Raw genomic sequence first — 13,877 nt, forward strand, 5'->3', positions numbered from 1 at the left:
CGCCGGCGGCGACTGAGTCTGACGGCATCCTCGGCGGGCGCCCCCGGCGTCCGCCGGCTCCGGCCGCACCGCCGACGACATGGGCCTGGACAGGTACGAAGGCGGGGGACGACACCGGGGGCGACACGAAGGCGGGGGACGTGACCGGGACGACACCGGGGGCGATCTCATGGGCCGGACGAACGAGCCACCGCGTCTGCCCGGAGGCGGCTTCGCGGCCTGGAGCCGCGACCGGCTGGCGGTGGCACGCCGTGGCGCCGACGAGTGCGGGGACGTCTGGCAGCTGGAGCCGGGGGTCTACGTGGCCGCCACGGCCGGAGCCTGTGAGGCGGTGCTGCGCCGCGCGCAGGACTTCCCCAAGGCACCCTCGCCCCTCTTCCCGCCGCTGAAGGGGTCGAACGAAGCACCGACGGCGGAGGAGCGCGCGCACGCCCACGCCGCCCGCATGCGCGGACTGCGCGCGCAGGCGGTCGCGGCCCGGGTCGGTGAGATCGCGCCCGGAGCCGCTCGCTTCGCCGCCCGGTGGCCCACGGACCGGGACGTCGAGGTCCTGCCCGCGGCCCGGCACGCCCTGGCGGAGATCGGCGTCCGCTACCTCTTCTCCGAGGACGCCCCGGCCCTGCTGCCGTTCGCCGCACGGCTCTTCCTCGCCCGGGAGGTGCTCGTACGCCCCTCGCGCTGGGAATGGCCGCGGTGGGTTCCCACACCGGCCCGGCGGTTCCGCACCCGGCAGCAGGCCGCCTTCACCGACGCCCTGCGGCCCGTCGTCCGCCGGCGCCGCTCCTCCGGCCGGCTCGGCGACGACGTGCTCGGGCAGATGCTCCAGCCCTCCTCACGCTACGGCGCACTGCCGGAAGAGGCCGTTCTCGACACCCTCCCCGGTATCACCGTGGCCACCTTCGAGGCACCCACCCGGGCGGCCGGATGGATCCTCCTCCACCTGGCCCGGCACCCCGAGGCGGCGGACCGCGTCGCGGCCGAGGCCGCCTCGCTGCCCGCCGACCCGGCCGCGACGACCAGCACCCACCTGGACGACCTGCGCTACACCCGGGCACTGGTGCACGAGGTGCTCCGGCTGCACCCGCCGAGCTGGCTGCTGACCCGGCGGACCGCACAGCGGACCCAGCTCGCCGGCTACACCGTCGAGGCCGGGTCCACCGTCCTCGTCTGCCCCTACACCGCGCACCGGGACGCACGCGAGCACCCCGAGCCGGACCGGTTCCGGCCCGAGCGCTGGCTCGACGGTCCGGACGCGCCGGCGAACCCCGGGGCCTTCCTCTCCTTCGGCACCGGACCGCACGGCTGCGAGGGTGCCGCTCTGGCCATGGCGACGCTGACGCTCCTGACCGCGCACACCGCACGCTGCCACCGCCTGAGCGAGCCGCCCGGACCGGAACCCGGCTACCGGGTCACCACGTTCGAAGGTCTCGCGACCGACGGCCTGCGCCTGCGGGCCACCCCGCGCGCCCCGGGGCAGCCCCGCCCCCGGTGACCGGCTCGCTCACCCCGGCCTGCTCACCCGGCGTCGCTCACCCCGGCTCGCTCACCCCGCTCGCCGAACTCCCCGGCGAGCAGGCCCATCAGGACGAGGTCGTGGTACCGGCCGGCGAAGAAGACGTGCTCCCGCAAGCGCCCCTCCTCGGTGAAGCCGAGCCGACGGGTGAGGGCCAACGACGCCTCGTTGTGCGCGAGGACCGCCCCCAGGCACTTGTGATAGCGCCGCTCGGCGAACATGAAGCGCAGCAGCAGCGCCAGGGCCTCGGTCGCGTAGCCCCTGCGCCGGTGCTCGGCGCCGATCATGACATCGAATTCGAACCAGCCCGAAGAGCGGCCGGTGCGGTGCGAGCCGATCGAGCCGACCAGCTCTTTCCCGGCCGTCGTCTCGACGGCCAGCAGGAAGCGGTCGTCCTCGCACTCGGCGACCGCCTGCTCCTTCGCCCGGACACGGTGGCTCTCGGCGGACCGGGGCAGGTCCAGCCGGCCCTCTCGCCGCCCGTCGTCGGCGGCGAAGCGCGCGAACGCCGTCCAGTCGTCGGGCTCCACAGCACGCAGGCGGACCCGTTCACCGGTCCAGGACGATGCCATGCCCGATTGTCACCACCGCGGGTACCGCGGGGCCGCGAGGCACGCCGGGACAGGCGCGGCCCGCCGGTCAGCAGCTGGGGACCGAGCCCTTGCCCTTCTCCAGCGCCACCAGGGAGTCGACCGCGCCCTTCAGCGTGGTCACCGGGACCAGCCGCAGCCCCTTGGGCAGCTCGGCCCCGGCGTCGGCGCACTCCGCCTTCGGCACCAGGAAGACGGTGGCGCCGTCCCGGCGGGCGGCCTGCGTCTTCAGGGCCACCCCGCCGACCGCGCCGACCTTCCCGGCGGCGTCGATCGTCCCCGTACCGGCGATGGTGCGGCCCCCGGTGAGGTCGCCGCCGCTGCCGTCGCCGTCCAGCTTGTCGATGATGCCCAGGCTGAACAGCAGCCCCGCGCTGGGGCCGCCCACGTCGGCGAGCCTCAGCGTGACCCTGACCTTGTCGGAGCCGATCCCCAGGTACGTCAGCGCCGCCTGGGTCGCCGCGTCCTGGGACTCCCGCATCTGCGCCTGGTTGTGCTTCTCGATCTCCCTGACGGTGTCGCCGCTCGGGTAGACCGAGTCGTGCGGCATGACGGCCCGGTCGGTGCGGAACCAGTTGCCGAGGACGTCACCGAGGGAGACCCGGGTGTCCGGGCCGGTCGCCTCGATCGTGGTCATCCGCAGCTGTCCGCTGGTCCTGCGGGTCTGCGCGCCGGACACGGAGATCACCGGGGTGCCCTTGTTCTCGCCGAGCACGTTCGCCGTCATGCCGGGCTGCGCCACCGAGAACGGCAGCGGCGCGAACACCGCCGTGGCGAGCAGGGCCACGACGGGCAGCGCGCAGACGGCGAGGGCCTGGGGGCGTGTGAGACGTGAGAGCACGGACTCAATCTAACGTGACCAGCGCCTGCCCCCGGTGCCGTGTACGGGGCCCGCTCCTCATGCCGGGTACAGGTCCCGCCGCTCCCGCGTGAACCGGCGCAGCGCGTCCGGCCGGGGCGCGACGCCGATGCCGGGGCCGGTGGGGACGGGCAGGTGGCCGTCCCTGAGGACGAACGGCTCGGTGATGTCCTCGGCGAAGTAGCGGCTGGACGCCGAGGTGTCCCCGGGCAGGGTGAAGCCGGGCAGCGCGGCCAGGGCGAGGTTGGGCGCCCGTCCGATGCCGGTCTCCAGCATGCCGCCGCACCACACCGGCACCCCGTGCGCGTGGGCGACGTCGTGGACCCGGCGGGCCTCCAGGTAGCCGCCGACCCGGGCGGGCTTGACGTTCACCACCCGGCAGGCGCCCAGGGCGATCGCGGACGCGGTGTCCCGGGCGTGATGCAGGGACTCGTCCAGGCAGACCGGGGTGGCGAGGCGCTCCTGGAGCCGGGCGTGGGCGTACAGGTTGTTCTCCTCCAGCGGCTCCTCGATCAGCAGCAGCCCGAACGCGTCCAGCCGCCGCAGGTGCTCGGCGTCGGCGAGGGTGTAGGCGGTGTTGGCGTCGACCTGGAGGGGCAGGCCCTCGCCGAAGCGCTCGCGGACCGCCCGCACCGGCTCGACGTCCCAGCCGGGTTCTATCTTCAGCTTGATGCGGACGTACCCCTCGGCGAGGTAGCGCTCGACGTCGTCCAGCAGCTCGGGCACCGAGTCCCTGATGCCGACGGACACCCCGGCGGGCACCCGGTCCCGCACCGCGCCCAGGTAGGTGGCGAGCGGCATGCCGTGGCCGCGCAGCTCGGCGTCGAGCACGGCCGTCTCCAGGGCCGCCTTCGCCAGCTCGTGCCCCTTGATCCCCGCCATGGCCGGGGCCAGCGCGGCCGTGGTGAGGTGCGGGAGCGCGGCCACGCGGGGCAGCAGGAAGTCGCGCAGCACGATCTCGGCGCCGGCGACGAACTCCGAGCAGTACAGCGGTTCGGGGTCGGCGGCGAACTCCGACCAGCCCTCGGCCTCGTCCGTCACGACCCGCAGGAGGAAGGTGTCCTTCGCCGTCATCGTCCCGAACGACGTGCGGAACGGGGTGACCAGCGGGATCGCCACGTGCACGATCTCCACGCGTTCCAGCCTCACGCGGCCTCCTCCGTCCGGCCGAGGGTGTACCAGCCGTCGCGGGACGTCCCGGTGGCCGAAAGCCCCTCCGCGAAGGCCTCCAGGAACACCTCGCGCACGGCGTGCCGCCAGCGCAGCGCCAGCGCGGGATCGGCGGCGCGCAGCGCGACGGCGTCCTGCGGCACCCGGCACCACAGGCGCCCGCCGTCCCGCCGGACGAGCGGGCCGCCGTCGGGCGCGGTCCGCAGCACGGGCCCCCGCGGCTCGCCGTCGTACGGCGTCCCCGGCGCCGTCAGGTCCCAGGTGACCGTCAGCCGGTCGCTCTCGTCGCCGTCGTTCACGCCGTCGGCCATGGGGCCGTAGAAGTCGACCAGGTACTCGGTGCCGACGGCCCCCAGCTTGACCAGGTTGAAGCGGGCGTTGCGGCCGACCAGCGGGTCGAAGGTCCAGCGCATGGTGCGGGCGCCGAGGGCGAGGGCCCAGTCCCGCTGGGCCCGCTTCAGGGCGGGGCCGAGACCGCGCTCGGCGGCGGCCACCAGGGAGTACGTGCTCCGGTCCGGGCCGAGCACGGCGACGGCCGCCCCGGCGAGCCGCTGCCCGTCGTGGGCGGCGTGCACCGCGCCGCCGGCGTGCACCAGGCTGTGCAGGACCTCGGCCGGGTAGGGCGGTGCGGTGCGGGGCGTGCGCCAGACGTCGCTGAAGTGGTCGGCGACGGCCGCGAGCCCGGCGACGTCGTGGACGGTGCGGATGGTGGCTCCTGCTGTCATGGGACGAGTCTCGGAGCCGCCGGGCGCGCGCGTGTTGTCCGTGCGGCCAAGCAGGGCGTACGTTCGTTGCACCATCCGCCAAGCCCCCGCCGCGAGGACTCCCATGAACGCCTGCACGCTCGGCGACCTCCTGGGCGCCGCCGGCGCGTCCGCGCCGCGCCTGCACACCGCTCCCGCCGGGCTCGGCGCCCCGGTCACCGAGGTGGTCCTGTACGACGGCGGCCGCCCCGGGGGAGGCATCCCGCTCCCCCGGCAGCCCGGCGCGCTGCTGCTGGCGGTCGGAGTGCGGGCGGCGGACGCGGGACCGCTGCTGGAAGCGGCGGCGCGGGCCGGGCTGACCGGGGTGGTGGTGCGCGGCGCCGACGGGCCGGTCGCGACGGCCGAGGCGCACGGCGTTGCCCTGCTGTCGGTCGCCGAGGACGCGCCCTGGCACCGGGTCCATCTGCTGCTGGCCTCGGCGATCACCACCCGGCAGGCCGACAGCGGGGGGACAGGCCCCGACGCCGGGACCGGAAGCGGCGGTCAAGGCGAGGGCGGACAAGGCGACGCCGGGTTTGGCGAGGGCGGGCTCGGCGAAGGCGGGTTCGGTGACGCGGGGCTCGGCGGAAGCGGGTTCGGTGACGCGGGGCTCGGGGATCTGTTCGCGCTGGCCGACGCCATCGCGGTCGCGACGGGCGGGGCGACGGCCGTCGAGGACCCGCGTCAGCGGCTCCTCGCCTACTCCACCGTCCCCGGCCAGCCCGTGGACGAGGACCGCCGGGAGAGCATCCTCGGCCGGCAGGTACCGGCCAGCGCGGAGAACACCGAGCAGTACCGGCGGCTGTTCGCCGCCGACCGGCCGGTCCGGCTGCCCGCGCTGACCGGCACCGGCCTGCCCCGGCTGGCGATGCCGGTACGGGCCGGCGGGGAGACCCTCGGCTCGGTGTGGGTGATCGACGGCGGCACGCTCGCCCCGGACGCCGAGGCCACCCTCGCCCAGGGCGCCTCCACCGCCGCGCTGCTCCTGCTGCGGGCGCGGGCGGCCCGGGAACTGGCCCGGCACCGGGGCGGCGACCTGCTGCGCCGGCTGCTGGACGGCACGGCGGACGACCCGGCGACGGCCGCCGCCCGCCTGGGCGTCGACGGCCCGGCCCGGGTGGCGGCCTTCGTGCTGGACACCGCCGCGAGCGTCCCGGACGCCGAACGCACCGCGCTGCGCCTGCTGGACGTCGTACGCCTCCAGTGCGAGGCCCGCTACGGCCGGCACGCGTGCGTGCTGCTGGACGGGGCGGTGTACGCGGTGCTGCCGGGCCCCGGCGAGCGGCACCGCGGGCTCGCCGAGGACATCGTGGCGCGGGCCGGGCAGGCGCTCAGGGTGCCGGTGCGGGCGGCGCTCGGCGAGGTCGTTCCGGGCGCGGACGGGCTCGCGGACTCGCGGGCGGACGCGGACCTGGTGCTGCGGGTGCTGGACGCGGAGCAGCCGGTGGCCGTGGTGGACGAGGTGCGGGCCCGGGTGACGCTGCTGCGGCTGGCCGAGGTGATGGGCGGGCGACGGGAGTTGAGCGCGGGCGGGTGGCGGCGGGTGCTGGCGTACGACGCCGGGCACGGCACCGAGTACGCGCGCACCCTCATCTGCTGGTTCGACGCCGGCTGCGACATGGCGGGCGCGGCCCGGCTGCTGGCCGTGCACCCCAACACCTGCCGCTACCGGCTCCGGCAGCTCCGGCAGCACACCGGCATCGACCTGGACGACCCCGACGAACGGCTGGTGCTGTGGCTGCAGTTGCGGGCGCTGGCGGGGCTCAGCGCAGCCACGCCCTGAGCCGGTCCTCGCACTGCCGGAGGTGTGCGACGGGCACGTACTCCCCCGCCGTGTGCGCGAGAGACGGGTCCCCGGGGCCGTAGTTGAGCGCGGGCACGCCCAGCGCGGCGAACCGGGCGACGTCGGTCCACCCCAGCTTGGCCCGGGGCTCGGCCCCGAGCGCGTCGACCAGCGGGCCCACCCGGTCCAGGTGCGGCAGGGCACCGTCGACGACCTCGGTGACCCGCACCTCGTACTCCGGGAAGAGCCCGCGCACGTAACGCTCCGCCTCCTCCCCGGAACGGCTGGGCGCGAAGCGGCAGTTGACGGTGACGACGCACTCGTCCGGTACGACGTTCCCGGCGACCCCGGCGCGTACGGCGACGGCACCGAGCCCCTCCCGGTACTCCAGCCCGTCGATCTCGACCCGCTCGGGGACGTGCGCGTCCAGCCGCTGGAGCACCCGGCCCGCCTTGTGCGCGGCGTTGGTGCCCTGCCAGGCGCGGGCGGTGTGCGCGCGGGCACCCCTCACCACGATGTCGGCGGTGAGGATGCCCTGGCAGCCGGCCTCGACACCGGCGCCGGAGGGCTCCATGAGGAGCGCGAGGCCGGCTTCCTCCAGGAGGCCGGGCCGGGCGGCGGCGATCCGGCCGAGCCCGTTCCGCTCGCCTTCCACCTCCTCGCACTCGTAGAAGACGTAGGTGAGGTCCCGGACCGGCTCGGGCACGGTGGCCGCGAGCCGCAGCGCCACCGCCACGCCGCCCTTCATGTCACAGGCGCCGAGCCCGTACACCCGCCCGCCGTCGAGCCGGGAGGGCAGGTTCCCGGCGGCCGGCACGGTGTCCAGGTGCCCGGCGATCAGGGCCCGCTCGCCCCGCCCGAGCCCGGTGCGGGCGATGACGGAGTTGCCGACGCGGTCCACGGTGAGGTGCGGCAGGGCGCGGAGAGCGGCCTGGACGGCGTCCGCGATCCGCGCCTCCCGCCCGCTCTCGGAGGGCAGGTCGACGAGGGCGCGGGTGAGGGTGACGACGTCGGCGGTGAGATCGAGGGCGGTCATGCCCTCGATCATGGGGAGGGAGAGGCCGGCGGGGGTGGGCCGATGGGCCAAAGTCGGGCGGCTGCGGTTGGAGGAGCGGACAAAGAGGAGCGGCCAAAGAGCCCGGAGCGCCGACCAGGCGACCAGGCGACCAGGCGACCAGGCGACCAGCCTCAGCGCAGCGCCTCCGCGACCTCCCGGGCCGCCTCCACCACGCGTGCCCCGACCCGCTCCGGCACGGCGTCCGCCAGCATCACCACGCCCACGCTGCCCTCGACGCCGGTCACCCCGACCAGCGGCGCGGCGGCCCCGCTCGCGCCCGCCTCCAGCTCGCCGTGGGTGAGGGTGTACCCGGGGTCGGCCGACGGCGACTGCCGTGCGGCGAGGATCGCCCTGCCGGCCGCGCCCCGGTCCAGCGGATGCCGGAACCCGGCCCGGTAGGCCACGTGGTAGTCGGTCCACGTCGGCTCGACCACCGCCACGGCCAGCGCCTCGGAACCGTCCACGAGGGTCAGGTGCGCCGTCGCCCCGATGTCCTCGGCGAGCGACCTGAGCGCGGGCAGCGCGGCCTCCCGTACCAGCGGATGCACCTGCCGCCCGAGCCTCAGCACCCCGAGCCCGACCCGGGCTCGCCCGCCCAGGTCACGTCGTACGAGCGCGTGCTGTTCCAGCGTGGCGAGCAACCGGTACACCACGGTCCGGTTCACGCCCAGTTTGGTGGACAACTCGGTGACGGTCAGCCCGTGGTCCGTGTCGGCCAGCAGCTTGAGGACACGCAGTCCCCGGTCGAGCGTCTGAGAGGTCTCCGCGGTCACGACGCCCACTCCTTCGGCGGTGAGGTCGGCGGGTCCCCGAGGTGGCGGATGCGTCACCGAGTCCCGTCGGCGACGCGCCTCAGAGGCCGCCGATCGGCAGGAGGCCCGGCGGCTCCGGGCCCAGTCGCTTCACGGCTGCGCTCCGCGGCGGCGCTGCCACGGGGCGTGTGCGTAGCCGGACAGTAGCGAAGGGGGTTCGCTGAGCGGAAGTCTTGGTCCAGAATCCGGGCAAGACCAGATCCGGCCTGCCTGCATTCGTCCGGATACGCACACCGTCCCCGGCCGGGGGCGGGCGCTCAGCGCATGCGCGTGGCCCACTCCTGGACCTTGGCGATGCGCTGGCGCAGCTGTCCCGCCGTGGCCTCGGCGCTGGGCGGACCCCCGCACACCCGCCGCAGCTCGGTGTGGATCACGCCGTGCGGCTTGCCGCTCTGGTGGACGTAGGCGCTGACCATCGTGTTCAGCTGCTTGCGCAGCTCCATCATCTCCTTGTGCGTGACCACCGGCCGCCGCTCGGCCGGCAGCTCCAGCAGGTCCGCCTCGGTGTCCGGCTTCTTCCGGCTGTGCGCGATCTGCCGCGCCTGCCGCTTCTGCAGCAGCAACTGCACCTGCTCGGGCTCCAGCAGGCCCGGGATCCCCAGGTAGTCCTGCTCCTCCTCGCTGCCGGGGTGGGCCTGCATGCCGAACTCGGCGCCGTCGTACAGCACGCGGTCGAAGACGGCGTCGGACTCCAGCGCCTCGAAGGGCAGCATGTCCTGCTCGCCGGTGTCCTCGTCCTGCTCCTTGTTCGCCTCCTCCATCTCCTTCTCGGATTCGGCGTACGGGTCCTCCTCGCCCTCCTTCTTCGGCTTGTCGAGGGCGTGGTCCCGCTCCTTCTCCATCTCGTTGGCGAAGGTCAGCAGGTCGGGCACGGTCGGCAGGAACACGGACGCGGTCTCGCCGCGCCGCCGGGACCGCACGAAGCGCCCGACGGCCTGCGCGAAGAACAGGGGGGTCGAGATGGTGGTGGCGTACACGCCGACCGCCAGCCGCGGCACGTCGACGCCCTCGGACACCATCCGCACGGCGACCATCCACCGGTCGTCGCTCGCGCTGAACTCGTCGATCCTCTTCGAGGCCCCGGCGTCGTCCGACAGCACGAGCGTGGCCTTCGTCCCGGTGATCTCCCGGATGAGCTTGGCGTAGGCGCGCGCGGAGTCCTGGTCGGAGGCGATGACGAGCGCCCCGGCGTCCGGGATGGCCTTGCGGACCTCGGTCAGCCGCTGGTCGGCGGCGCGCAGCACGCTCGGCATCCAGTCGCCGCGCGGGTCGAGCGCCGTACGCCAGGCCTGGCTGACCGCGTCCTTGGTCATCGGCTCGCCGAGCCGCGCGGCGACCTCGTCACCGGCCTTGGTCCGCCAGCGCATGTTGCCGCTGTAGGAGAGGAAGATCACCGGCCGGACGACGCCGTCCGCCAGCGCGGAGCCGTAGCCGTAGGTGTAGTCGGCGGCGGAGCGCCGGATGCCCGCGTTGTCCTCCTCGTACGTCACGAAGGGGATCGGGTTGGTGTCGGAGCGGAACGGCGTACCGGTCAGGGCGAGCCGGCGCGTGGCGGGCTCGAACGCCTCCAGGCAGGCCTCGCCCCAGGACTTGGAGTCGCCGGCGTGGTGGATCTCGTCCAGGATGACGAGGGTCTTGCGCTGCTCGACCCGGTTGCGGTGCAGCATCGGGCGTACCCCCACACCGGCGTACGTCACGGCGACCCCGTCGTACTCCCGGCCGAGCGGGCCCGCGCTGTACTCGGGGTCGAGCTTGATCCCGACCCGGGCGGCCGCCTCGGCCCACTGCTTCTTCAGGTGCTCGGTGGGCGCGACCACGGTCACCTGCTGCACGACGTGGTGGTGCAGCAGCCAGGAGGCCAGGGTCAGGGCGAAGGTCGTCTTGCCGGCGCCGGGCGTGGCGACGGCGAGGAAGTCACGCGGCTGCTCCTGGATGTACTTCTCCATCGCCCCCTGCTGCCAGGCACGCAGCTTGCTGGCGGTACCCCAGGGGGCCCGGCCCGGGAAGGCGGGCGAGAGGTGGTGGGAGTGAGCGGAGGAGGAGGCGGTAGTAGTCACGGTCTCCGTGCATCAGGGTCGGGCGGCTACGTATGACAACCGGGCCACCCTACCGGCGCCGCCCTCCCGCCCACGCGCGAACGGCCCCGGGTCGCCCCCGGGTGGGAGCCACGTCACAGCGGCCGCAACCGCCCCTCGATCACCGGCCGGTCACTCACCGCGCCGGTGTGCGTTCCCGCAGCCGCCGGGTCACCCAGGCCCCCGCCAGCGCCACCGCCGCCATCGGCAGGAAGACGGCGGCGAAGGCGGCGGGATGCCCGCCGCCGGCCGCCGTTGCCGTGGTGGCCGTGGGGGCCGCGGTGCTGCCGCCGCCGAGCGCGGCGAAGGCCGCGCCGGTCGCCGCGAGGAGGACGACGTTGGAGAGGGCGTCGGAGATCTGCAGCGCGGCGGAGTTCGTGCCGGCCTCCTCCGGGGCGGAGAGCTGGAGCAGCAGCACGCTGGTGGAGGAGATCACCAGGCCCATGCCGAAGCAGCCGACCCCCCAGGCGGCGGCGACGGTCCACACCGGCACGGAGTGCACGAGCACGCTCGGCGCGGTGACGATCGCCACGGCGACCAGCACCATCCCGACGGTCATCAGCCGCTCCCGGTACGGCGCCACGCGCGCCCGGGACTGCACGAACGACCCCAGCGCCCAGGTCCCGCCGCCCGCGGCCAGCGAGAACCCGGCGAGGGTCGGCGACAGGCCGCGCTGGGTGACCAGCATCAGCGGCACGAAGGACTCGGCGGCGATGAAGGAGCCCGCCGCGAGCCCGCGCAGCAGCACCACGGAGGGCAGCCCGCGGGCGGCCCGGTACGTACCGCGGGGCAGCAGCCCGCACACCGCCGGCACGAGGAGCGCCGCCCCCGCCAGGCCCGGGAGCAGGGACAGCGGGCGCAGGTCCTGGGCGGCGTACTGGAGGAGCCCGGCGCCGAGGGAGATGCCGAGCGCCAGCCGGATCCGCCGCCGGTCGAAGGGCTCGGCCCCGGCCTGCTCGTCCACCGGGCCGGACGCCCTGCGCCGTATCTGGGGCAGGGCGAGGGCGAGCGGGAACACGACGAGGACCGGGATGCCGAGGAAGACCCAGCGCCAGCCGAGGTGCTCGGTGACGGCGCCGGAGGCGAGGGGGCCGACGATGGAGGGGACGACCCAGCCGGCCGCGAAGGACGCCATGATCGCGGGGCGCAGCCGCTCGGGGTAGGCACGGCCGACGACGACGTACAACGCCACGATGACGAGCCCGCCGCCGAGCCCCTGCACGGCCCGCCCCAGGATGAACACCCACATCGCCTGGGCGGTCCCGGCGACGACGAGGCCGGCCGCGAAGGCGCCGATGCCGAGGGTGAGCGCCCCGAGCGGTCCCCTCCGGTCGGACCACTGCCCGGCGAGCACCATCCCGAACAGGCTGGTCGTGAAGTACCCGGAGAAGGCGAACGCGTACAGCGCCACGCCGTCCAGCTCCCGCGCGGCCACCGGCATGGCGGTCCCCACGGCGGTCGCCTCGAACGCGATCAGCACCACGACCGACACGATCCCGATACTGAGCGCCCGGTACGCCCTGCTCAGGACACCGCCGTCCTGCTCGGCGACCGGATCGAGAACAGCGGGGTCACGGGACTCAAGGGCACTCATGTTCGTCAGAGTAAGGCCCACGACCACCTTTGGCCCCTGTCAGGAGTCCCACCCTCTCTAGGCCCTTGGTCGTACTCCCACCCCTCCTTCATGAACGCGGCATGTCAGTCCCGTTGCAGCCCCGCCGCTTCCCTTGAGCCCCCTGCCGCACGGCCCGTACGTTCTTCTCACGAACACGGCCGTGTGCCCGAGTGGTTGAGGGGCTCGCCTGCAAAGCGAGTTACACCGGTTCAATTCCGGTCACGGCCTCCAGAGGCTCGCCCAGGCGAGACGGAAGGGCGGTACCCCCCGGGGTGCCGCCCTTCGGGCTGTCCGGCCGGGGGCGGGTCGGGCCCGTCGGGGGAGCCCGGCGGGCCGCGGGCCTCAGAAGACTCCGCCGGCCTCGTCCTGGAAGAGTTCCGTCCAGTAGTGCCAGGTCGTCTCCGGGAGCGTGCCCGTCGGGTCGATCGACCGGAGGGTGTGGACCATGAGGGCGACGAGGTGGTCGTAGGCGTGGGTCGCCAGCTCGTGGCCCAGGTGCTGGTCGATCGTGCGCTCGTGGTGGATGAGCCAGAGGGTGAACGCCAGGGTGGAGACGTCGGTGTTCAGGGGGTGGAGCGCCGCCTCGGGCTCGCTGAAGGTGAGGACCGCGCCCGTTCTGCCGTCGACCAGCAGGCTGTTGTCCTCCGGGAGGCAGCCGAGGCGGACCAAGTGGTCGCAGTGGGCCGGGAGTTCCGCAGCGGGGCCGTCGGGGTGCTCCTCGGAGAAGTACTCGCGCAGGGTCGGCAGCGGGACGTCCGTGTCGGCGTGGAAGAAGACCGCCTCCTCCGGCAGACCGGTCTCGCGCAGGAAGCGGCGGGTCGGCTCGTGGGTGAGCGTCGCCGGGAAGTCGACCTCCTCGAAGCGGGCCACCCTGCCGTGCCCGAACTCCTGGTCCAGGACGCGGGCCGGAACGTCCAGGGTGAGCCCTGACGCCGTACCGGGGCCGGCGACGAGGGAGAGCGGGCGGATCAGGGCCGCCGCCTTCCAGTACGGCGGGACCTGCCCGCCCGTGCCCTCCTCGAAGAGGGTGAGCAGGCGGCGGGAGGCCTCCGTCACCGTCCTTGGGCCGTACTGGCCCGCCAGCGCGGCGAACCGGCCGCGCAGGCCCGCCAGTTCCTCGGTGACCGCGGCGAAGCGCAGCAGGGTGTCCAGGGACGGCGCGAAGGGGCGGGGGTCGGACGGGTCGAAGAGGTAGGCCGTGGTCAGCTCGCCCGTGGCGCCGTCGAGCAGGATCGACTCGCGCTCCATGCCGGCCGGGTTGAGGAGTTCGCCTATGACCAGCCGGCCGCGCAGTTCCTCCGCCAGGTGCAGGGGGCCGTCGGCGGCGTCGGCGAGCGTGCGCAGTCCGTGGGTGCGCAGCGGGGAGAAGGTCAGCAGGTCGATCACGGCGGGCAGGCCGGTGTCCGTGAGCAGGCCGCGCGTCGGCGCGTGCGTGACGTAGCGGTCCAGCTCCGCCTCGGTCAGCGTGATCGCCGGTACGTCGGCGTCGGTCGTGCTCATCGCTCCCCCTGCGAGCTTCCCTGGGCGTGACGGGCCCGCGCACACCGTCGTACGCGGCCCCCGGGCAGGTGCCCCCACCGCTCGGCACACTACGCCGCCCCACTGACAACGGCCCTCACGAGACGAGACGTCGGGTGGGCCGGAGGCGTTGCCTGCCCGC

The 13,877-nt window shown here is 74.7% G+C and carries 11 protein-coding genes and 1 tRNA gene; 3 read left to right on the top strand and 9 right to left on the bottom strand.

What is annotated here, in order from left to right:
* Positions 1 to 169 precede the first annotated feature (169 nt).
* A complete protein-coding gene (locus IEZ20_RS03365) occupies positions 170 to 1,492 on the top strand; it encodes a cytochrome P450 (RefSeq protein ID WP_229895848.1) in 1,323 nt (440 codons plus the stop codon).
* Positions 1,493 to 1,515: 23 nt separating this feature from the next.
* Here the strand turns inward: IEZ20_RS03365 and IEZ20_RS03370 are convergent, their stop codons facing one another.
* From IEZ20_RS03370 to IEZ20_RS03385, 4 genes are all read right to left on the bottom strand, one after another.
* On the bottom strand, positions 1,516 to 2,085 hold the full coding sequence (locus tag IEZ20_RS03370; protein ID WP_189294535.1) for a GNAT family N-acetyltransferase: 570 nt from the start codon (positions 2,083 to 2,085) through the stop codon (positions 1,516 to 1,518).
* 67 nt (positions 2,086 to 2,152) lie between these two features.
* Complete coding sequence (locus IEZ20_RS03375; RefSeq protein ID WP_189294536.1) at positions 2,153 to 2,944, bottom strand: YlbL family protein; 792 nt, start codon at positions 2,942 to 2,944, stop codon at positions 2,153 to 2,155.
* Positions 2,945 to 3,001: 57 nt separating this feature from the next.
* Positions 3,002 to 4,111, bottom strand: coding sequence for an o-succinylbenzoate synthase (gene menC, locus IEZ20_RS03380; protein WP_189294537.1), 1,110 nt, complete (start codon positions 4,109 to 4,111; stop codon positions 3,002 to 3,004).
* A complete protein-coding gene (locus tag IEZ20_RS03385; RefSeq protein ID WP_189294538.1) occupies positions 4,108 to 4,857 on the bottom strand; it encodes a chorismate synthase in 750 nt (249 codons plus the stop codon). The genes menC and IEZ20_RS03385 overlap by 4 nt, the downstream gene beginning before the upstream one ends.
* Positions 4,858 to 4,960: 103 nt before the next feature.
* Between IEZ20_RS03385 and IEZ20_RS03390 the strand changes: the two genes are divergently transcribed.
* Positions 4,961 to 6,658: a PucR family transcriptional regulator gene (locus IEZ20_RS03390; protein ID WP_229895849.1), complete on the top strand. Its 1,698-nt coding sequence runs from the start codon at positions 4,961 to 4,963 to the stop codon at positions 6,656 to 6,658.
* Here the strand turns inward: IEZ20_RS03390 and dapE are convergent.
* The 4 genes from dapE to IEZ20_RS03410 form a co-directional block, all read right to left on the bottom strand.
* Positions 6,639 to 7,694 (bottom strand): succinyl-diaminopimelate desuccinylase, encoded by a 1,056-nt coding sequence (dapE, locus tag IEZ20_RS03395; RefSeq protein ID WP_189294539.1) that lies wholly within the window; start codon positions 7,692 to 7,694, stop codon positions 6,639 to 6,641. The genes IEZ20_RS03390 and dapE overlap by 20 nt on opposite strands.
* Positions 7,695 to 7,846: 152 nt before the next feature.
* Positions 7,847 to 8,488, bottom strand: a complete 642-nt coding sequence (locus tag IEZ20_RS03400) for an IclR family transcriptional regulator (RefSeq protein ID WP_030347782.1) — start codon at positions 8,486 to 8,488, stop codon at positions 7,847 to 7,849.
* A 296-nt stretch (positions 8,489 to 8,784) separates the two neighbouring features.
* Complete coding sequence (locus IEZ20_RS03405; RefSeq protein ID WP_189294540.1) at positions 8,785 to 10,584, bottom strand: DEAD/DEAH box helicase; 1,800 nt, start codon at positions 10,582 to 10,584, stop codon at positions 8,785 to 8,787.
* 154 nt (positions 10,585 to 10,738) lie between these two features.
* On the bottom strand, positions 10,739 to 12,196 hold the full coding sequence (locus IEZ20_RS03410; RefSeq protein ID WP_189294541.1) for an MFS transporter: 1,458 nt from the start codon (positions 12,194 to 12,196) through the stop codon (positions 10,739 to 10,741).
* 177 nt (positions 12,197 to 12,373) lie between these two features.
* Here IEZ20_RS03410 and IEZ20_RS03415 point away from each other — a divergent pair.
* A tRNA-Cys gene (locus IEZ20_RS03415) sits at positions 12,374 to 12,448 on the top strand.
* Positions 12,449 to 12,559: 111 nt separating this feature from the next.
* On the opposite strand, the gene IEZ20_RS03420 is transcribed toward IEZ20_RS03415, so the two are convergent.
* Entirely contained in the window at positions 12,560 to 13,717 is a 1,158-nt protein-coding gene (locus tag IEZ20_RS03420; protein ID WP_189294542.1) for an SUKH-4 family immunity protein, read from the bottom strand.
* Positions 13,718 to 13,877 lie beyond the last annotated feature (160 nt).

This window comes from Streptomyces cinerochromogenes, assembly GCF_014648635.1.
Classification (GTDB): domain Bacteria; phylum Actinomycetota; class Actinomycetes; order Streptomycetales; family Streptomycetaceae; genus Streptomyces; species Streptomyces cinerochromogenes.